This window comes from Polycladomyces subterraneus (genome assembly GCF_030433435.1).
Taxonomy (GTDB): domain Bacteria; phylum Bacillota; class Bacilli; order Thermoactinomycetales; family JIR-001; genus Polycladomyces; species Polycladomyces subterraneus.
This window is the reverse complement of record NZ_JANRHH010000047.1, coordinates 165,068-184,529: the sequence shown is the minus strand read 5'-3', so window position 1 is coordinate 184,529 and position 19,462 is coordinate 165,068. Positions and strand designations below refer to the sequence as shown.

Below are 19,462 nucleotides of genomic sequence, written 5' to 3'. Positions count from 1 at the left end.
AAGTTCACGAACAACCTTATACCGCCTGTTTCCGCTCCCTCCAGCTAGGGCATGTCTGGTAAATCCGGGAGGGAGCATAATGTTCCAGATGATCGACTGACCAAGACCAACCGAGCGAAGACCCGGAAAGCGCAGGGATGACCTCCTTCCTGACAGGGCGCAGATGGAGCGAACGGGGAAAGCAATTGAACAGTATTCACCAGTAACGGTCTCGAATCGCTTCGTCTTCGCGCCTTGCTGCACATGGTCAATGTACCAGAGGATTCTTTGGTCGCCGTTGGCTTCTCGCTTCACATGGCGTAGTAACCCACTTCCCTCCACGGGACTTTGTCCAAGCACGCGCTCTGTATAACCTGTCTCCCTAGATGGACGACTACAATCGGCCGGTCCGACGCAAGAAAGCTTCAACCGCTTGATGGTGTACATCGGACTCCCACAGACGGGAACAGGTCCTGCTCTCCCACTCCGTCAATTCCTGCGGGTCAGCACCGTCTCGGATCCGGTTGGCCAATTCCATATACGCCTCAATAACCGACAACGGCGTGCGGGCGATGGTTTCTGCAAACCGTTGGACTTCTTCCTCCAACTGATCCGACGGGACCACTCGATCCACTAACCCGTACTGAAACGCCTGGATGCTGTCTATTCGCTTCCCTGTCAAAAGCAGTGCCAATGCGCGGCTTCGGCCCACCAGGCGGATTAACCGTGAACCGCCTCCCCATCCAGTCGTAATCCCCAAGCCAGCCTGAATAAATCCGAACTGCGCAGTATCTGACGCAAACCGGAAATCACAGCTGACCGCGATCTCACATCCACCTCCCACAGCCGCTCCCCCGACGGCAGCAATCGTCGGTTTTCCCAATCGCTCCAAAACATCCAACAGCCGTCCCATCCGTGCATGCACCGGTTGAATCGCATTTGCAGTCTTCAGCTTGTGAAACTCTGCTAAATCACCGCCGGAAACAAATGCTCGTTCATCCCCCGTAAGCACCAATACTTTCACATCGGAATCCATTTTCCACTTTGCCAACACCTCTTCCAGCTCCTGCATCATTTGCAGGTTGACCGCATTGCGCACATCGGGGCGATGAAAGCGAATCCAACCGACGCGATTCTTTTGTTCGGTGATCAATGTCTGCATGTTCTCATCCCCTGTCTGTTTTCCCTTTGCCCATCAACACAGAATGTATCCGCTTTTAAAAAACGTTCACTTCGTATATAATAACCTCTGTGATATGATGGTTCCGATCAGTGGCACCGTCCCGTAAAGTGTTCGATCGCAGACTTAACGGGCACGCGTCCAGAACGTACTGAATCGCGGAAGGAGTGGGAAAAATGGATCGGATGTTCCGGGTGCTTGGGTTCTGGTGCCTGGCCATGGGTATCATGTTCTTGGCTGGCGACATGTACTCGTTGGCGCTGCTCTTTTTCGCCCAAACCGCATTGTTCGTCGTGCTGGGCTTCATGGGGTTCACCGAACGGACGTACATGTACCTGTTCTGTGGTTATATGGTCATCGCATTTATCGGCATGGTCACCTATTCATTCTTCTTCATGCCGCAAGGATGACGCATCTGCACCCCAAACCTGCTCCCGAACAGGGGGCTTTTTTTATTCCCCGGTACGTAGGCGTTCTGCCAGCTCATCGATCTTAACCCCTTTTGCCTGAATCAACACGCGGAACCGTTCCCCCATCCCCTCGGATAGAACGAGATGACGGATGGACCGGTTCCGACGGGCGGATACACTGAACGGATCTGGGTCATGGTGTTCGGTCAATAAGCGCAAAATGCCGGTGGCGACAAGAAAACGCGATTGTGTGCCATACCAGACCGTCTCCAGACCTGCTTTCCTCCCCCAACGCATCAAATCGTCAAAATTGACGTCAGCGGTGATGTCCGCTTCGCCGGGATCATCATACAAGCGCCGATGCACATGATGCCGGGAATAACAGCGAATCGTTCCCTGCGGTCGATGGGGTCCGCGCACTTCTTTTTCCCTTCCGCCATAGTCGAAGGTGACGATATACCCCTCCCACAAATTTTCGGCCATTTGATTGAGCCACGCCCGTGCCCGGGTGTTGACCTCGGTTTCCGTCCCGTCCGGCCACGATTCCTGCCATTGCCCCACGTAACGGAGCAACGCGGGATCGGTGATCGGACGCGTGACCTCATGCAGGCGACGCCGCTCATCCCAGGAGATGTGAATTTCCCGCCACTGTCCGTTTTCTTTGCGCAACCGATGTACAGGAAACGCATCGATCAGTTCGTTACTAAGTATGACGCAGGGAACGGAGCTGAACACAGCTTCCGGTCGCTCCGTCCACACGATCTTTGAACCGAATCGGGCCAGCCGCTCCCGTTGCCGACGCCGATGATCCGCACTTGTCTCCACCATGACATAGGTGAGAGATGAAAATGCTGCTGATTCCCTCAGTCCTTCCAGCAACTGTTCTGCCCAGCGGCCGTCCCCTCCGCCGAATTCAACAACCGCCCAAGATCCTGTCCTGCAAAAAGAGCGGTGCATCGTTTCAAGGACACCGCTCATGACACGACCAAACACGTCCCCCACCATCGGACTGGTGTAGTAATCTCCATGCTTGCCCCATTTCGGCCATTTCTGTTGATAATACCCCCAAAGCGGATGGTACAAAGCCAGCTCCATAAACCGGATAAATGGGATCGAACCGCCGGGGGCTCGGCTAATTTCTTCCACCAATATCTTCTCCAGAGGCCGCATCATCCACAATCCCTCATTCCAATGCGAACAGATCAGTGCTCAAATACCGTTCACCGGTATCCGGGGCGATACAAACAACCCGCTTGCCTTTGCCCAACCGTCTGGCCACTTGCAATGCAGTCCATACCGATGCGCCAGAGGACGGCCCCACCAAGATGCCTTCCAGTCGGGCCAGTTGCCGGGCCGTTTCTGCGGCATCCTCGTCCGTCACGTGGAAAATCTCGTCATAAATGTCCTGGTTCAAAATCGGCGGGATGAAACCGGGGCTCGTTCCCGGAATCTTGTGCGGCCCCGGCTTTCCGCCGGCCAACACAGGTGATCCCTTCGGTTCGACCACGGCGATAAACAGGTTGGGATAGTGCTGTTTCAACACTTCACCCGTACCGGTAATGGTCCCCCCTGTTCCAGCCGTCGCCACGAACGCATCCAGACGATCCCCAATCTGTTCGATAATTTCCCGTGCGGTCGTCCGCCGATGGACTTCGGGGTTGGCTTCATTTTCAAACTGTAGCGGCATGAATGCACCGGGCGTTTTCTCCAAAATTTCTTTGGCAACACGGATCGCACCGGGCATCCGTTCATGACCGGGAGTGAGGACAACCTCCGCTCCGTACGCCTTCAAAATGTTGATCCGTTCTTGGCTCATCGTATCCGGCATCACCAAGATGGTCCGATACCCGCGCGCCGCTCCCACCAGTGCCAGCCCGATGCCGGTGTTGCCGCTGGTGGGTTCAACGATGGTGGCACCCGGTTTCAGTTTCCCCGCCTCTTCGGCAGCCAAGATCATGCTGTATGCGGTGCGGTCTTTCACACTGCCGCCGGGGTTGAATTTCTCCAGCTTCACATATACCTCGGCGTCACCGGGCGAAGGGAGCCGATTGAGCCGGACCAACGGCGTTTTCCCGATCAGATCGGTAATATGGTCCACAGCCCGGGAAAACGGCCCCTTCAGCCTAGTTTTCACTCCGTTGTCACCGGTCCGGTCCATTCCAACATTCCTCCCTCTAAGTTGAACAATCGGCGAAATCCTTTGTCGGCTAAAACGTACGCGGCAATGACGCTACGGCGTCCGCTTCTGCAGACCAGCAAAATATCCCGGTCTTTGACCGATTCCAATTCATGTGCCCGCTCTTCCATTTCATCGTGGGGGATGTGAATTGCCCCCGGAATGTGGCCGGATTGAAACTCCTCGTCTGTCCGGACATCAACGACCACAAACCGTTCCTTTTCATGCGCAAAGGTTTGGCTCAACTCCTCGGCAGCAATATCCTGATACACTTTTTCGCTCATGTTGTTCCTCCTCCACCAAAAAGCTCATTTGTCTGGAGACATCACTTGCTGAACCATTAACCGGGCAAAGCCCGTATCCATCGGTCGGACCACTTTTTTCCGAATCCGACCATCTGGTCCGATGAAATAAGAAGTAGGAATCGGTCCCACATGATAGCGTTCCGTCACACTTCGATCAGAGTCGAGGACGATCGGGAACGTGACCCCTTGCTGGCGGACAAACCCGCCTACCGTCACATTCGTTTCGGCGATGTTGACCCCCAGGACGACCCAACCCCGATCGCGATATGCTCGGTACGTCTTCTCCAATGCGGGCATTTCCTCCCGACAAGGCGGACACCATGTGGCCCAGAAATTGAGCAGTACATACCGACCACGGTAATCGCTCAGCTTGACGGGTTTTCCGTCCAAAGAAGTCAACTGAAAGTCCGGTGCGGGATCGCCGACTTCCGGTGCATCATCGCTTTTCTGATTCACTGTTTGATAGACGGCAAATCCGATCATCACCGCCATGATCAGGAGCAGGATTCGCCGGGTCCAGTATCTGGCCTGATTGTTCAATCCAATCACCCACTCGTTGGCAACATCTTACGCGGATACCGCAAGCAACCCGATTGTATCGAATTTACCGCTTCCCCACAAGGAATAATCCGCTACCCGCCCGACTTGTCCTTTCTATACATACATTATTTGCTCTATCGCCGGAAATTGTATTGTTGAAACGGACAGTCCCCATCTATAATACTTCTTGAAAGGACCGCGAAGATCCGTTGCCCCCTGATTGGAATGACCAGACACGCCCTAGTGAGAAAGGAGACCCGTTTATGCTGGAACTGACCCGAGCCGCCGCACGCCAACTCCATGCATTGCTTCAGGAGAAGGGCTTAAGTCCTCAAGAAGTATACCTTCGTTTTACACACTCCGGGGTCGCTTGCGGCGGGAGGTTCGGATTTCAAGTAGAAACCTCCCCCCAGAATAAGGATCAAGTAATCGAACAAGAGGGCTTGCGTTTTTTAGTGAGTGAAACCGATCGTCTGTTGTTTCGCGAAGCCCATATCGACTACTCTCCTTCGCTCTTGCGAGGCGGTTTCCGCATACGGACCCGTGGGGGTTTTTTCGGCGACACCTCCTCCTGACGGTTCGATCCAAACGGATAAGAGCAGCCTAGCGGCTTTTCACCAACAGTTGAATTGCTTCTTTCACAACTTTTTTCGCCCCTTCTTCATCGCCTTTCTGCAGCTCTTCCCGGATGCACCGTTCCAAGTTGGAGCTGACGATCACAGCGATGGCACGGTCGACGGCGGAACGCACCGCCGACAACTGGGCGACTACGTCTTTGCAATGCGCTTCCTGTTCCATCATGCGCAATACGCCGCGCACCTGACCCTCGATCCGTTTCAAGCGGTTTCGCATCTCCGTCGTGTATTCCATGGGCTGATCCCCCCTTCACTTGCAACCTCCTTATGATTCGCGTGTCGTTTGGTACGGCCATCCGAAGAGACCACCACGCAAATGATACACTTCCTTAAACCCCTGTTTTTTCAGCATCCGCGCAGCAATACCACTGCGATTGCCGCTCTGGCAGTAGAGAAGCACGGGTTTTTCTTTGGACAATTGCGGGAGATGATGTGACAGACGCCCGACGGGCACGTTGATCGCCCCCGGAATGTGTCCGTCCCGATACTCCTCCGGTTCCCGTACATCAATCAATTGACTGTCTGACTGCTGCATCGCTTGGTAAAACGCATCCGGAGAGAGGGTTTTCACTCCGTGGGTCTGAAGCCATCGCACCCCGATCCAACCCACCAACCCGATGACAAGTAACCATACCCAGCCGTCCAATAACATCCCCTCCCTCATTGAGCGAACGACACTGAAATGAATCGATTTCTAATATTTTCCGATTTACACGGATGTGTTGAACTGCAAAGATCTCCCGTATATACTTATACCACTATAGGTATATTACCCAACTATTCATTGGTTCGTCCACGGATCATTAAGACCAATAAAAAATACGGGCCATGTCGCCCGCAAGGAAATTGCCCTTAATTCACCGTCCAACGGATTGACCGTGAAATTCCCGCGCTTCACACCCCGACAAAATCGCCGAAGACCTGAATCAGCCAAACGGTGATCTTGGACATTTGGTTGAAATACAACAACACTCCCAAAACCACCATCACGCCCCCGCCCACTTTCATAATGCGTGCAGAGTGACGCAGTATCCACCGCGTTCGCCCCAGGAAAAACGCCATGACAAAAAACGGGATAGCAAACCCCAGTGTATAAGCGGTGATATATCCGAGCCCCGCACTGGGGTTGGAAGCGGATAATGTCAATACTGAAGCCAAAACGGGGCCGACACACGGTGTCCATCCTGCGGCAAAACCGATCCCGATCAATGTCGAGCCGAAATAGCCCATTTTTCGCCCCGAAATTTCCAGTCGCTTTTCCCGCATGAGAAAAGCGGGTTGAAAGACCCCCATCAAAAAGAGGCCCATCACAGCGATCAGCACGCCGCCCAGCATCCGGATCGTCTCTTTATACGACTCGAACAACTGCCCCAGCCACGTCGCCGAAAAACCGAGCAGGTAAAAAATGATGGAAAACCCTAAGATGAAAAACAAGGTGTGCAACACAACCGCCCGCCGCACATCCGCCGTTTGTTTCTCCCTCAATTCACTGACCGAGATCCCCGTGATGTAGGACAGGTACGACGGATACAGCGGAAGACAACAGGGGGAGATGAACGAAAGCACACCCGCTCCGAATGCCAGCCACCACGACAAATCCGACATGCTCATCCCTCCGGTTTGATCAGCGAATCCAGCACGTCCGTCACTTCTTTCTTGGTGACGGCGCCTGTTTTACTCCACACGATGACCCCGTTGGCATCCACAATATAAGTGGTCGGAATAGCCAAGATCGAATAGGTTTCCGCCACTTCTCCCGTCTCATCCTTCAGCACGGGGAAGGTCAGCTTGTGTTGTTGGAGAAATTGGCTGACGCGTTCTACATTGGTTTCCTCTGTGGTGAGATTCACCATGAAAAAGTCCACATGTTTCCCGTACCGCTTGTACATCGACTGCAAAACCGGCATCTCCTCACGGCACGGCGGGCACCACGTCGCCCAAAAGTTGATCAGGGCCGGCTTGCCGTTCCGTTTGGCCAAATCCATCGTCTGCCCGTCCAACGTTTGCAAGGCAAAAACGGGAGCGGAGTCCCCCTTTTTCAATCCCATATTCCTTTGAGGGGGCGCTTGATTTTCCCCGGCCTGCTGCTCGGATGGCGTTGACGATGGTTGTATCGTCCGAGCGGAACGGTCCTGTTTTCCGCCATACCAAACAGCTCCAATCAACGCTGCGACGATCAACAGCCCGATCAGCCCGGTCCGCCAAGCTTGGGGTTGCCCTGTCATGGCTTCACCTCCTTGTCTCAATAGGGTGTGTCTGGTGAATACTGTCTCATTTTTTCCCGACTCGACCCACCTGCGCCCTGCAGGGAAGCTTCGCGGCATATCCTCTTTGCCTCCTTGACGGTATTACCCCCTCAGTTTTCTCATGAGGTAACACAGCGGGCAAAGAAAACGGAGATTTTCCCCGATATACGCCCAGCCGCCTTTTTCCTTCTCGTCGTCCTTGAATTGAATGACCAAGTCATCGGGTATATCTTGACCACACCCGTCACAGCTTTTCGGTATCATATGTACCTCCTTGGCCACGAAGGCAACAAAACAAAACACCCTGGCAGACCTCTTCTTGTAGTAATTCCATCACCTTTTCCAAATTCAACGTGAGAAGATGCTTTGATCCCACCCTGAGTACATTCGCCCATGACACACCCTAGAGTGTGTCCTTTCCCTCTCACTTTTCGGATCGTTGACACCCTGACAAATAGCCTGTGATGACCCGTTTCTTAATCAGAGCGTGTCCGTTGAATATTGTCCACATTGTGTTCCCGACTCGCTCCATCTGTGCCCGGTAAGGGAACAGGTAATGACTGGTTCGACCCGAAGCGCAGGACGTGGGCAAAGCACGCTTAGAGGAAATTGCCCGCGATTTCATTCCTGCGCTTCCTGAGTCTTCGCTCAGCCAGGGCATGGTCGGTCTCTCGCCCGGGAAAGCATTTGCTCTCTCACGGATTTACCAGACACGCCCCAGGGGACATACCCTGTTACCAGTATATCTCAGGAATCTACGAAATTTGCTAAAAAAGGGGATAGCAAAAAAAGAAGGGGTATCCCCCGAACCTTACCGACAAAGACGACTACACCACCTCTTCATCACACCACATCATATCCTTGATCTTCAATCGCCTCTTTCATTTGCGCTACCGTCGTCCGGTTCTCATCGTACCAAACGGTGACGCTTTTCTCCACGAGGTTGACTTCCGCCCGCTCTACACCCGTCAATTTTTTGAGCGCACCTTCGACCGCCTGTTTGCAATGATCGCACGACATACCTTCCACTTGAAGCGTGATCGTTTGCATCGTCAAATCCTCCTCACTTTTTCATCAGTTTGTGTACAGTGGTCAACAGCTCTTCGATCACCGCGAGATCGCCTTCCTGAATCCGCTCGACCACACAGCTTTTCATATGTCCTTCCAACAACAGCTTGCTCACGCCGTTCAAAGCGGATTGAATCGCCGCAATCTGATTCAGCACATCATCACAATAGGTATCGTTCTCGATCATGCGGCGTACCCCCCGCACCTGCCCCTCAATGCGGTTCAGACGGGTGATGAGATTGTTTTTGAATGTTTCCGTATGATGACTTTTCCTTGACGGCTTCAACACGTGGGGTTCCCGGCTTTGATCCGTCCTGTCCATCTCATCGATCTCCTTTCGCCATTTTCACTATACTATACCCCCTCCCCCCTTGGAAAGGAGATGGAGCTGTGAAGGGAAGGCCGTTTGGCCCGTTGCAAGCGAAGCGCGTTCAGTACGACTGACACCGAGCTGAAGGCCATCGCCGCTCCCGCCAGCCAAGGTGCCAACCATCCGGCAGCGGCCACCGGAATACCGACGGCATTGTAGACCAATGCCCAGAACAAGTTTTGCCGGATGTTCCTCACCGTCAAACGGCTAATGACGAACGCATCGACGATGCCGTTCAGATCACCCCGCATCAACGTGATATCCGCTGCTTCAATGGCCACATCGGTACCTGTTCCGATCGCCATACCCACGTCCGCTGCCGCCAAAGCCGGAGCGTCGTTGATGCCGTCGCCCACCATGGCTACTTTTTTCCCTTCCGCCTTCAACTGTTTGACCGTTTCCGCTTTTTCTTCAGGCAACACTTCCGAGATGACCTGTTTGATCCCCAATTCGTGGGCGATGGCCTGAGCGGTACGTGTATTGTCTCCCGTGAGCAAGACCACTTCCAGTCCCATCGCCTTCAGGCGTTCAATCGCTTGGCGGGAAGTGGGTTTCACCGGATCGGCCACCGCGAGCGTACCGGCATATTTGCCGTCAATCGCCGTCAGGATGGCCGTTTTCCCTTCTTCCTCCCACTTTTGCAACATGGTTTCCGCCTTGGAAAAATCCACATCGTGCCGTTTCATCCATTTACGATTGCCGATCCACACATCGTGTCCTTCCACTCGGGCACGAATCCCATGACCGGGAACCGCTTCAAAGGATTCCACAGTCGGAAGGACCTGTCCATTTTCATCGACACCTGCCACCACCGCTTGAGCCAGCGGATGTTCCGACTTCTTCTCCGCTGCGGCCACTAAACGCAACCATTCTTTTTTGTCCCAGGGCTCCTCCGCCATCGCATCCACCAATACCGGTTTTCCTTCCGTGATCGTACCCGTTTTGTCCAACACCACCGTTTGGATACGGTGAGCGGTTTCCAGATGCTCACCGCTTTTGAATAAAACCCCCCATTCTGCGGCACGTCCCGATCCCGCCATGATCGAAGTGGGGGTGGCCAATCCCAATGCGCAGGGACAAGCGATAACCAGTACTGCGATCGCTTTTTCCAGAGCGGAGGCAAATTGACCGGGTTCCAACCAAACGTACCATAACCCAAATGTGACCAACGCAATTCCGACGACAATGGGCACGAACACACCTGAAACAGCGTCGGCAATGCGCTGAATGGGTGCCTTGGCCGCTTGGGCTTCTTCCACCACCCGAATGATCTGCGCCAGCACCGTGTCTTTCCCGACTTGGGTGGCCCGTACAGTCAATGATCCGTTGCCGTTAACCGTACCGCCGATCACCTTATCCCCGATCGTTTTCTCTACGGGAATACTTTCCCCCGTCAACATCGACTCGTCCACGGAGGAGGTGCCTTCCGTCACTTCGCCATCTACCGGAACCTGCTCACCCGGTTTGATGAGTACTTGATCGCCAACCTCCACTTCGGAAGCTGGAATGCGCAGTTCCTTTCCATCTCGGATGACCGTCGCCATCTTCGGTGTCAGGTTCATCAATTTGCGAATCGCTTCCGACGTATGCCCCTTGGCCCGGGATTCTAACCATTTGCCGAGGAGAATCAAGGTGATCAACACGGCGCTGGTTTCATAGTACAGCTCCGCATGACCGCCTCCCATGGTGCGAAGCGTCTGAAACAGACTGTAAAAATAGGCGGCCGACGTTCCAAGAGCGACCAGCACGTCCATGTTGGCACTACGGTTGCGCAACGCTTTGTATGCCCCTTTGTAAAACTGCCATCCGATTCCCAGTTGGATCGGTGTGGTCAGGACCAGTTGTACCCATGGATTCATCAACGGCTCCGGTACCCACAGAAAAGAGAGAAATGCGAAATGTCCCGCCATCGCCCACAACAACGGCAGCGACAGTAGAGCGGACCAGATGAATTGGCGTTTGCGCCGGACGATGTCCAACTGCCGAAGGTCACGATCTTCCGGTTCTGCCGAACGGAGTCTTGCCTGATAACCCAGCTGTTCCACTTTGCGGATCAAATCGTCCGCGTTCACCGACGCAGGAGAGTACGTCACCCGCGCCGTCTCCGTCGCCAGGTTGACATGAGCTTCCCACACACCTGGGATGCGGGACAACCCTTTTTCAATGCGGGTAGCACACGCAGCACATGTCATTCCCGAGATGGCCAAATCGACGGACTCCTTCACCGTCCCGTAACCCAACGCTTCAATTTTTTCCTCTATTTTCTCCACATCCAGCCGTTCCGGATCAAAAAGGATTGTGGCTTGTTCCGTTACAAGATTGACGTTGGCATCCTGTACCCCTTCTAAGCGCTTCAACCCTTTTTCAATCCGAGTGGCGCATGCGACGCATGTCATCCCCGTGATTCGGACCACGACTTGCCTTTCCACGTTCATCACCTCGATGGGATACCGGGCATCCGTATCCTCATTCAGTACGATTCCCCTGATGGTCTTGTTTCTACACCAACATGTTCGATCTCAGTCGAATTATACTATACCCCCCTATAGTATGTAAAGCGGAAAATGAGATGACATGGACACCCATTCGTGCTCCTTCGACGATTTCGTTACAATGGAAACGGGATATCAAACCTATTTTTACGGATGTATGTAAAAGGATGGAGAGAGGAAGATACGATGGTTTCATACTGGGTGGATCGATTTACCGACTGGGGATGGTGGGCCGTTTTGGTCAGTATCGCGGTCAACGGCGGCATCAATTTGGTCGGGTTTTTCCCTTCCGTCGCGATTACTGCGGCCAATACACTTGTCTGGGGTCCCTGGCTGGGGGGAATCGTCTCGTGGTTGGGGGAAATGCTGGGCTCAGCTGCTGCTTTTTTTCTGTATCGCTTAGGTGTGAAAAAAGCGGGCCTTACCCGACACCGGGATTGGAAATGGGTTCATTCTCTCAATCGGATGCCCCGACAGCAGCAATTGCTCTCCCTGATCCTGATGCGGTTCACCCCGTTCGTCCCATCCGGGTTGGTCAACATGGCCGCCTCCCTGACCACCATGCCTGCGTGGATCTTTTTGGTAGCAACTGCCACTGGAAAAATCCCATCTATCTCGCTTGAGATATTGATCAGTTATGACGTGATCCACATAGAAGCCAACTATTTCCGCTTGGGTATCACTCTGGTGGTGTTGTCGGTCGGATTCTGGGTTTGGAAACGGGTACGGGGGCCGGAGGAGCCACAGAACGAAACCAGATGAATACCATCTAAAAAATATGATGCAGAAACTACATCTAAGCAATCGTGTTCAACTTGCACGGTATGCTTACAAGAACGGTTGGATCGAGTCGTGACATACGCCTCCGATTCGGTCCATAAAAAAGGGTGGCCTTTTTGAAAAGGAAAAAGGTCCACCCGTTATTCTCTCAAAAAAGACCGCCCCTAGATCCCGTCAACCCATCATCCCCGTCACAAACGGATTGGACGCCTGCTCACGGCCAATCGTGGTAGTCGGACCATGTCCGGGATACACACGTGTCTCTTCCGGCATCTCCATCAACACATCATGGATGGAACGCATCAACGTTTCATAATCGCCCCCCGGCAGATCAGTACGACCGATCGATCCGGCAAACAAGACATCGCCGCTGAACACCTGATCGTCGAACTGGAACGTCACACTGCCCGGCGAATGGCCCGGTGTATGGTAGACGCGAAATTCTCTGCCGATTAAGTTTAATGTCTCCCCACCTTCCAACAATTGATCCGCCGGGTTACAGCGAATCAGCTCCAATCCCGGAAACAGGCTGGATCCGTTTTTTTGTGGATCGGTAAGCCAATCCGCTTCCGCACGGTGCACATAAACCGGCGCCCCGGTCGCGGTGCGTACGGCTTCCACCCCACCGATATGATCAAAATGCGCATGGGTCAGCAAAATCGCCTGCACGTTCAATTGTTCCGACTGCATCCATTCCAGCACCGGGTCGGGACCCATACCCGGATCAATCACCACTGCTTCCCGTCCTTCGGACAACACATAACAATTGGTAGCCACGGGGCCGAGTGTAAAGGAACGCACGTTCATTTTTCCTCCACCTTTCCGCATGGATGGACTCATTCTTTTATTTTACACCGAATCGTTGAATCACACACATTCCAGGGTGTGTCTCATCTCTATTTCACTCCACCTGCACCTTTCAAAGAAGCAGCCGTTGCCCGCGATCCTTTTTCTGCACTTTCGATATCGATGCCCGGCCAGACTTGGGGTTTCGCTCACCCGGGAAAACAATGCCCTTTACGGTAGCATACATCGGATCATGTTTCTGCGGATACACTAACGGCAACTGATCACCTCACGGAAAGGAAGGAACGCCATTGATTCGTCTCTTGTTCATCGTGTGTACGATTGGGCTTTTGGCATTCGGATGTCAACCAGCCAATAAGCCGCCGGCCAACCAAGCGGCACCTCCGCCCCACATTCCCGAAACCATCCATGTCAAGCAAACGGCGCCGGAATCCGGACGGCCTGCCAATCCGCAAGCGATCGCCCGCAGATTGACGCAGATCGCCACCAGCCAGCCGCAGGTAAGCGGAGCAACTGCCGTTGTCGCAGGGCGGTATACAGTTGTGGGCATTGATGTCGACCCCGCATTGGATCGCGGGCGCGTCGGCACCATCAAATATTCTGTCGCCCAGGCGCTCCGCAAAGACCCCTATGGTGCGCATGCGCTGGTTACAGCCGATGTGGATCTGGTACAACGATTGCGCGAAATGAGCGAAGATGTTCGTCAGGGACGACCGGCCGTCGGTGTGGCGCAGGAGTTGGCCGAAATCGTCAACCGTTTGATGCCGCAACCATCCAAAACTGTTCCCAAACGGGAACAACAGAACACCAAGCTGAATCAGGAAAAAATCGATCAATCTCCGTCCGCACCTTCCCCCCGTCGGTGAGGTGCGAGCTTCGTCCATTCAATAAAAGGACCGGTATCCGTCGAGCAACCCGAAACAACGGATACGGTCCTTTTCCCTCTCACAAACGGAATATCAGGTACTCAAACACCACGTAAGACAGGACAGGGATGACCACACTGATCAAGATCAATGTCCGCGGCGGGCGATTTACTTTCATCACGGCATTGATCACGGAATGGACCATCAATAAAATCACCACCGCCACCACCAACAACCCCGTCACTATCCATCCCGACGGTCTGGACGATTGGGCCATGAATGCGTGCACCTCTTGAAAAAAGGCCCACATGTTGACCACCGGACCAATAGTGAGAAACGCCACCACGTTCACCAACCAATACGCGATGTTTCCCCATCGGCGTGCCAACTCGTTTCCTCCTCTATCATGCTGTTCCGTCTTTTTTCAACGCGCTCATCACTTGGTTGTCCAATTTGGCTGCAGCGTCTTCGTCATAGGTTTTCACATAGGTGGGCTCTTGATCGATTTTGGCTCCGTAGAACATCACGTCACGCACTGCCGTCACATCCACTTCCACTTTGGCCAGTTTAATCTGAACATTGGCCATCGGCTTCTCCACCACGCGCGCTTTTCCCTCGATCGCATAGGTGGAACCTGCGCCGATCAGCGTGATGCTCACATCCGGGTTCGCCTCGATGTTTTCCACGATGCGGGAACGCTGCCCCACCGCAAACCGGATTTGATTCGGATTGGGCGCATATACCCAGGATACGGCGTGGACGCTGGGCGCTTTCGTTTCCACATCCACAGTAGCCAACAACACGTATTGTTCCTTCTGCAGCTTAGCCAGCAACGTCTCAGGCAATGCATTCGCCACCTGATCCGACATCTACATCTCCTCCTGTTGATTCTTATTCACGATAACCGATCGCGACCGGCAGAAAAATGTTTTGAGGCCACCCATCCGTTTACTACTATTCCCCACTTTGACATACGGCTTGTTCGGAAATGTATACGATGCTGGACGACATCAGCATACACGAGAAAAAAGCGGGTCACAACCCTATTCATCCTGTTCTCGACACGACAAACAGCCGCCGTGGGCAGCTGTTTTATCATCGACAGATACATAACTTTTTCAATTTACAACAAGGATGGCGCCCAACATTTCTTGGGTTGAACCACTGAAAATGTGATACACTGTTCCATGAAAACAAATATTGGCCCGTTGGTCTACAAATGTTTGCAAACGGGCTTATCTCGTGGTGACACGTCGCTGAGACTCTGACAAAATAAAGGTTCTAACAAACGCTCCCCTTTTAGTAGTATACTAGTGTGGAAGGAAGGGGAAGATCGAACCATGAAGCGGCAAAAAACGGTCACCTACCACCCCGACATGATCGAGCGGGTGGAAAAACTAGCAGACCAAACGGAACACCTCAACGCCCGGCTGGACCGGATCACCTTGTGGATGGAACAATCCCGCCTGCAGGATCTGCTGATGAACTACACCCAGCCACGCCGCGTGTTTTGGCTCAACCTGTTGGCCGGACTGAGCAGAGGACTCGGTCTCACGCTGGGGACAGCGATTGTGATCAGTATGCTCAGCATTTTGCTGTCGGAACTCTCCCACATCCCCTATATCAGCGACACCATCCAGCAATTGAAGAAGATCGTGGACCATTCTTCCCCGCACACCCGTTGACGGGAGAGGAAAGGAAAAGGAGATAGTCCCATGAAAGTGATTTGCATTTTATGTGAACAGCCATTTGTACCTACCAAGCTACAAATGAAAAAGATTCGCAAACACCCGCACAAAATCATCATTTGTTCGGACTGCTACGAACGGGTGGGAAAAAAAGCCCTTGAACGCCGGGCAAAATCAGGAGCTTCCCCGGCTACTGATTGAATTTGGGCTCTGACTCGATAAACGACAACAATTGCTCCACCGCTTCCCGTTCGAAGCGCTGTTCGCTCGTCTGCCCGTCCTTTTCAAACTGGACAAGGTAGTGATCCCCTTCCAAAGTGACGCCCGTCACTTCCACACCATGATCTTCCCGCAACATCTGTGCAAAAAACTCCACCGTATCCTTGGCAGAACGATCCGCAGGACGAGCGTCCCACACCACCTTGATCTGCAACCAATTGAACAAGGCATCCATCAACTGCATCTGTTCTCCGACACCCTCTTTCCTTCCGGTTCCACCAACAATCCCGATCGAAAACCCTGACTCCACCAACGAACCAATATTGTCCCCAGTGCATGTCCGTCAAAATGACGGGCAAGCACCAGCGCGGCATCTCCTTCCAACAGCGATTCTGCCCATCGGCATGCACAACCGGACGGGGACCAAGGTTTTTCGTTCAGCACGATGGGACCGTCCGCCTCCAACCGTTGCGGCAACCTCCCGCACGTATCTTGTTCCTGTTGGATGATGTGGGTGATTTTCATTGGCAAAATCAGACGTGGGTGCGCCCCGCGGGCGATCCTTATCAACCGCTCCGCCGCCGTTTGATCCAATCGGATGCGTTCTTCTCCCAATGTCAACGGTGTGAGTCTCGTCACCGGCACCAGCCAATAGCGCGCGGTCATCAGGGACTCTCCTGGTTGTGCCGCTCGGCATTTTGTTTGACCGTCATCGCCATACGGATCCGTGCCACAATCATCAGGATGACCGTGCCGATCAGGATGGGGATGATCGGAAACCCGAGAAGATGAAAGACCAACAACAGGAAACATCCCGCCACCAGTGCCAAATAGACGATCAACTGTTTCAGCAGCGGGAGGGGTCTGGCAAATACGACTTTGTACACGATCGCCGTCAGTACGAGAATCACTCCGTACGCGCCCCAAAACGATTGATGTAACCACGCGTTGATCGCCGCCATGTTTGGTTCCCCCTTCTCAAGCCCCGATGGCCTGCGCCTTTAGCTCGTGCAAGTAACGGATTTCATCCGCGTATTCCGCTTCGTCTTCCACCGGTGTTTCCAAGATGATCGGCAATCCTTCAAAAAGGTCGCAATGCAGAAACAGGGCCAAAGCGGCGGAACCGATTTCACCCTTTCCTATTTTTTCGTGCCGATCCTTCCGACTGTTGAACGGTGCTTTGCTGTCGTTGAAATGAATGGCGACCAAATGATCCAAATAGCCGGTGCGTTCCATCGTCTCCACCATCTGGCCAAACGTCTCTTCCGACCAGACACCTGCTGCAAACGCATGGCACGTGTCAAAGCAGAAGCCGATTTTCTCCGGATGGTCGGTCGCTTCCCGAATGGCCACCAAATCCTCGATGGTCAGACCCAATTCCGAGCCCTGACCGGCAGTGTTTTCTAACAACAGTTTCACTGGTCCGTCATACTCGGACAAAATGATGTTCAGCGTCTCGATCATCCGTTTTGTGCCGTATTCCACACCTTCGCCCACATGCTTGCCGCAGTGGACGACCGCCCCGATGGCCCCGTACGCTTCGGCAATCCGCAAATCCTCGCGGATGGAGCGAATCGTCACCTCGTGCAGATCCGCTTTGGGTGTGGACAAATTGGTGATGTAGGGTGTGTGCGCCACCAATGTGATATCGGCTTCACGGCAAAATCGGACACCCGCTTCCGCATCTTTGACGTCCACCTTTTTGGGACGAAGTCCTCGCGGATTTTTCGTAAATACCTGAAATGCGGTCGCGCCCAGCTCTTTCGCCCGTTGCGACGCTTTCAAAAATCCTTTGGCCACACTGATGTGACAACCGATTTTCATGTTTTTCGCCTCCCGAAACCAAAAAAGCGCCTGCTTCCAATTGCGGGCGCCATGAACCTCTTTCATCATACCATTTTTGCAAATCGACCTTCAACTTTTCATGCGCCGGCCATCCAATACTTGGCGGCATCGTTCAGGCAAATTGGTGATGATGCCGTCCACACCCCATTCAATCAACTGTTTCATCATTTCGGTATCATCCACCGTGTATGGCCGTACAGCGATCCCCACCGATTGGCACCCTTTTACCACCTTTTCGTCGATCGCACGCCAATCCGGATGGATCGCATGCACTCCCACATGACGGGCATAGACCCACGGTTCGTACAAGCCCGATTCATACAATGCCGCTAAGGAAAGCTCCGGTCTCATCCCGTGCAACATGCGCAAACTGTGATGGTTGAACGATGACACAATCACGCGGTCGGCCATGCGGAACCGGTCGATACACGCCAACACTGCGGCTTCCAACCCCGTATACCGAACCCAGCTGTTTTTCAATTCGATGTTGATGATCATGTCAGTATCGGATAACATGTCCAACACATCTTCCAACAACGGGATTCGTTCCGTTGAGAAACGGGGGTTCCACCACGATCCCGCATCCAGCCGCCGCAATGTTTCCCAATCATGGTCTTTCACCCAGCCGGAGAAGTTCGTTGTGCGGTCCAACGTCTCATCGTGGATCACCACAACCCGGCCGTCCCGGGTGAGTTGCACGTCCAGCTCCACTCCGTCCGCCCCCGCTTTGACCGCCTGTTCAAACGCAGCCAATGTATTCTCCGGCGCCGCCTTGGAGCTTCCGCGGTGGGCAAACACGAGGGTACCGATAGCGATTCCTCCTTTGATTCGGGTGACATCCTACAAGCGGATGTGCATCAGATAGATCTGTCCATCGCTTTGCACCGTGAACGAATCCCGGGTAGAATCGTAGTCGATCTTCACCCGTGGATCAAAATAGGCTTCGCTGTCCGGGTCATATACCAATGTGAACCCATCGAAAGCGATGTGCACATCCTCAGGTCGGGGATGGTCCCAATTGAACTCATATAATATGGTCGCTCCACACCCGCAACCCTCGTCCGTCGCAGAAAGCCGCAACACGGCGGGCGACTCTTGCGGCTTTTTTCTTTGGATCGCCTGTTCCGCTTCTTTGCTGATCAATACCTGCATGATGGTTCTCCCACTCCCAACTCCATCATCACCCATAGGGGTGTGTCATGCACTCTGGACTTGATGTTGTGAACAATTTCCGTGGACGGGGCAGGTGATACAATCAGGGGTGTTCTTTTTGCAGTGTACCTTACCCAATTCCACCAACAAGGCGTGGAACAACTGCAACGCCGACAAATCGGGAAGCGCCTCCAGAACCTCCGTTCGAATGGTTTCGTAAGTGGGCGGCGGGCCGCCAAACCAGCGGGCAGCGATGCGCCGGGTGTACGTGTCGCCAATGAACGTCTTTTTCTCCAACATATACAACAGCAACATATCTGCCGTTTCCGGTCCGATCCCCCGTATCGCCAGCAACTGTACACGCAGGGTGGAAGCAGATTGTTTCTTGGCCCTCTCCCATCCTCCAGCAGTGTTCAGCCACGTGAACAACCCCCGCAACGCGGCTGATTTCGTACGGTAAAACCCCGCCGGGCGAATCGCTTCCCACAATGTGTCATTGGATGCCTGGAGCAATGCTGAAGGTGTGGTCATGCCCCGTGCACACAGCCCATCGATAGCGAGACGCGCATTGTGCCACGAGGTATTTTGCACCAACACGCATCCGGCACTTTTGTAAAACGGATCTGTCACTCCCCACCATCCGTCCACGGTCAGATCCGGCTTCCACTTGCGCAATGCCTCATAAAGCATGACCCATTTCCGCT

28 protein-coding genes are annotated in these 19,462 nt (G+C 53.6%); 6 read left to right on the top strand and 22 right to left on the bottom strand.

Features of this window, described 5'->3' with window-relative positions; genetic code table 11:
- Positions 1-373: 373 nt before the first annotated feature.
- Positions 374-1,141 carry an enoyl-CoA hydratase/isomerase family protein gene (locus NWF35_RS13815; protein WP_301239866.1) on the bottom strand — a complete coding sequence of 256 codons (768 nt, stop codon included), beginning with the start codon at positions 1,139-1,141 and terminating at the stop codon, positions 374-376.
- A gap of 194 nt (positions 1,142-1,335) precedes the next feature.
- On the opposite strand from NWF35_RS13815, the gene NWF35_RS13810 reads away from it, so the two are divergent.
- Positions 1,336-1,569, top strand: coding sequence for a DUF2626 family protein (locus NWF35_RS13810; RefSeq protein ID WP_301239865.1), 234 nt, complete (start codon positions 1,336-1,338; stop codon positions 1,567-1,569).
- 42 nt (positions 1,570-1,611) lie between these two features.
- On the opposite strand, the gene NWF35_RS13805 is transcribed toward NWF35_RS13810, so the two are convergent.
- The 4 genes from NWF35_RS13805 to resA are packed head-to-tail and all read right to left on the bottom strand — an operon-like array spanning position 1,612 to position 4,590.
- Positions 1,612-2,742 (bottom strand): class I SAM-dependent methyltransferase, encoded by a 1,131-nt coding sequence (locus tag NWF35_RS13805; protein ID WP_301239864.1) that lies wholly within the window; start codon positions 2,740-2,742, stop codon positions 1,612-1,614.
- A gap of 10 nt (positions 2,743-2,752) precedes the next feature.
- Complete coding sequence (gene cysK / locus NWF35_RS13800; protein WP_301239863.1) at positions 2,753-3,727, bottom strand: cysteine synthase A; 975 nt, start codon at positions 3,725-3,727, stop codon at positions 2,753-2,755.
- Positions 3,700-4,029: a rhodanese-like domain-containing protein gene (locus tag NWF35_RS13795; protein ID WP_301239862.1), complete on the bottom strand. Its 330-nt coding sequence runs from the start codon at positions 4,027-4,029 to the stop codon at positions 3,700-3,702. The genes cysK and NWF35_RS13795 overlap by 28 nt, the downstream gene beginning before the upstream one ends.
- Before the next feature lie 24 nt (positions 4,030-4,053).
- A complete protein-coding gene (resA, locus tag NWF35_RS13790; protein WP_301239860.1) occupies positions 4,054-4,590 on the bottom strand; it encodes a thiol-disulfide oxidoreductase ResA in 537 nt (178 codons plus the stop codon).
- A 263-nt stretch (positions 4,591-4,853) separates the two neighbouring features.
- Here resA and NWF35_RS13785 point away from each other — a divergent pair, with 263 nt between their 5' ends.
- A complete protein-coding gene (locus NWF35_RS13785; RefSeq protein ID WP_301239859.1) occupies positions 4,854-5,165 on the top strand; it encodes a HesB/IscA family protein in 312 nt (103 codons plus the stop codon).
- Between the two features lie 28 nt (positions 5,166-5,193).
- On the opposite strand, the gene NWF35_RS13780 is transcribed toward NWF35_RS13785, so the two are convergent.
- The 8 genes from NWF35_RS13780 to NWF35_RS13745 all read right to left on the bottom strand — a co-directional run bounded on the left by NWF35_RS13780 (position 5,194) and on the right by NWF35_RS13745 (position 11,344).
- Positions 5,194-5,460: a metal-sensitive transcriptional regulator gene (locus NWF35_RS13780; protein WP_301239856.1), complete on the bottom strand. Its 267-nt coding sequence runs from the start codon at positions 5,458-5,460 to the stop codon at positions 5,194-5,196.
- Between the two features lie 30 nt (positions 5,461-5,490).
- A complete protein-coding gene (locus NWF35_RS13775; protein WP_301239851.1) occupies positions 5,491-5,871 on the bottom strand; it encodes a rhodanese-like domain-containing protein in 381 nt (126 codons plus the stop codon).
- A gap of 248 nt (positions 5,872-6,119) precedes the next feature.
- Positions 6,120-6,836 carry a cytochrome c biogenesis CcdA family protein gene (locus tag NWF35_RS13770; protein ID WP_301239849.1) on the bottom strand — a complete coding sequence of 239 codons (717 nt, stop codon included), beginning with the start codon at positions 6,834-6,836 and terminating at the stop codon, positions 6,120-6,122.
- Positions 6,833-7,450 carry a redoxin family protein gene (locus NWF35_RS13765; RefSeq protein WP_301239847.1) on the bottom strand — a complete coding sequence of 206 codons (618 nt, stop codon included), beginning with the start codon at positions 7,448-7,450 and terminating at the stop codon, positions 6,833-6,835. Before NWF35_RS13765 ends, NWF35_RS13770 begins: the two co-directional genes overlap by 4 nt.
- 123 nt (positions 7,451-7,573) lie before the next feature.
- The gene (locus NWF35_RS13760; RefSeq protein ID WP_301239846.1) at positions 7,574-7,735 is read right to left on the bottom strand and encodes a hypothetical protein; all 162 of its coding nucleotides are present in this window, start codon (positions 7,733-7,735) and stop codon (positions 7,574-7,576) included.
- Positions 7,736-8,314: 579 nt separating this feature from the next.
- A complete protein-coding gene (gene copZ, locus NWF35_RS13755; protein WP_301239844.1) occupies positions 8,315-8,521 on the bottom strand; it encodes a copper chaperone CopZ in 207 nt (68 codons plus the stop codon).
- A gap of 13 nt (positions 8,522-8,534) precedes the next feature.
- Positions 8,535-8,861, bottom strand: coding sequence for a metal-sensitive transcriptional regulator (locus NWF35_RS13750; protein ID WP_301239842.1), 327 nt, complete (start codon positions 8,859-8,861; stop codon positions 8,535-8,537).
- Between the two features lie 32 nt (positions 8,862-8,893).
- Entirely contained in the window at positions 8,894-11,344 is a 2,451-nt protein-coding gene (locus NWF35_RS13745; RefSeq protein WP_301239840.1) for a heavy metal translocating P-type ATPase, read from the bottom strand.
- 243 nt (positions 11,345-11,587) lie between these two features.
- On the opposite strand from NWF35_RS13745, the gene NWF35_RS13740 reads away from it, so the two are divergent.
- Positions 11,588-12,163, top strand: a complete 576-nt coding sequence (locus NWF35_RS13740; protein WP_301239839.1) for a TVP38/TMEM64 family protein — start codon at positions 11,588-11,590, stop codon at positions 12,161-12,163.
- A gap of 192 nt (positions 12,164-12,355) precedes the next feature.
- On the opposite strand, the gene NWF35_RS13735 is transcribed toward NWF35_RS13740, so the two are convergent.
- Positions 12,356-12,988 carry an MBL fold metallo-hydrolase gene (locus NWF35_RS13735; protein ID WP_301239838.1) on the bottom strand — a complete coding sequence of 211 codons (633 nt, stop codon included), beginning with the start codon at positions 12,986-12,988 and terminating at the stop codon, positions 12,356-12,358.
- Between the two features lie 290 nt (positions 12,989-13,278).
- On the opposite strand from NWF35_RS13735, the gene NWF35_RS13730 reads away from it, so the two are divergent.
- Positions 13,279-13,854, top strand: a complete 576-nt coding sequence (locus NWF35_RS13730) for a YhcN/YlaJ family sporulation lipoprotein (protein ID WP_301239837.1) — start codon at positions 13,279-13,281, stop codon at positions 13,852-13,854.
- Positions 13,855-13,933: 79 nt separating this feature from the next.
- Here the strand turns inward: NWF35_RS13730 and NWF35_RS13725 are convergent, their stop codons facing one another.
- Both NWF35_RS13725 and NWF35_RS13720 read right to left on the bottom strand, forming a co-directional pair.
- Positions 13,934-14,242: a hypothetical protein gene (locus tag NWF35_RS13725; RefSeq protein WP_301239835.1), complete on the bottom strand. Its 309-nt coding sequence runs from the start codon at positions 14,240-14,242 to the stop codon at positions 13,934-13,936.
- 16 nt (positions 14,243-14,258) lie between these two features.
- Positions 14,259-14,723: a pyridoxamine 5'-phosphate oxidase family protein gene (locus NWF35_RS13720; protein WP_301239834.1), complete on the bottom strand. Its 465-nt coding sequence runs from the start codon at positions 14,721-14,723 to the stop codon at positions 14,259-14,261.
- Between the two features lie 471 nt (positions 14,724-15,194).
- Here NWF35_RS13720 and NWF35_RS13715 point away from each other — a divergent pair, with 471 nt between their 5' ends.
- On the top strand, positions 15,195-15,539 hold the full coding sequence (locus NWF35_RS13715) for a DUF5665 domain-containing protein (protein ID WP_301239832.1): 345 nt from the start codon (positions 15,195-15,197) through the stop codon (positions 15,537-15,539).
- A 30-nt stretch (positions 15,540-15,569) separates the two neighbouring features.
- Positions 15,570-15,743, top strand: a complete 174-nt coding sequence (locus NWF35_RS13710) for a DUF2197 domain-containing protein (protein ID WP_301239830.1) — start codon at positions 15,570-15,572, stop codon at positions 15,741-15,743.
- Here the strand turns inward: NWF35_RS13710 and NWF35_RS13705 are convergent.
- The 6 genes from NWF35_RS13705 to NWF35_RS13675 form a co-directional block, all read right to left on the bottom strand.
- A complete protein-coding gene (locus tag NWF35_RS13705) occupies positions 15,733-16,005 on the bottom strand; it encodes a hypothetical protein (RefSeq protein WP_301239827.1) in 273 nt (90 codons plus the stop codon). The genes NWF35_RS13710 and NWF35_RS13705 overlap by 11 nt on opposite strands.
- Before the next feature lie 421 nt (positions 16,006-16,426).
- On the bottom strand, positions 16,427-16,723 hold the full coding sequence (locus NWF35_RS13695; RefSeq protein ID WP_301239825.1) for a YlaH-like family protein: 297 nt from the start codon (positions 16,721-16,723) through the stop codon (positions 16,427-16,429).
- Positions 16,724-16,739: 16 nt separating this feature from the next.
- Entirely contained in the window at positions 16,740-17,585 is an 846-nt protein-coding gene (locus NWF35_RS13690) for a deoxyribonuclease IV (RefSeq protein ID WP_301239824.1), read from the bottom strand.
- A 90-nt stretch (positions 17,586-17,675) separates the two neighbouring features.
- Positions 17,676-18,404, bottom strand: a complete 729-nt coding sequence (locus NWF35_RS13685; RefSeq protein WP_301239823.1) for a glycerophosphodiester phosphodiesterase — start codon at positions 18,402-18,404, stop codon at positions 17,676-17,678.
- A gap of 42 nt (positions 18,405-18,446) precedes the next feature.
- Entirely contained in the window at positions 18,447-18,758 is a 312-nt protein-coding gene (locus NWF35_RS13680) for an iron-sulfur cluster biosynthesis family protein (RefSeq protein ID WP_301239821.1), read from the bottom strand.
- Positions 18,759-18,803: 45 nt separating this feature from the next.
- Positions 18,804-19,448 (bottom strand): endonuclease III domain-containing protein, encoded by a 645-nt coding sequence (locus tag NWF35_RS13675; protein WP_301239819.1) that lies wholly within the window; start codon positions 19,446-19,448, stop codon positions 18,804-18,806.
- Positions 19,449-19,462: the final 14 nt, after the last annotated feature.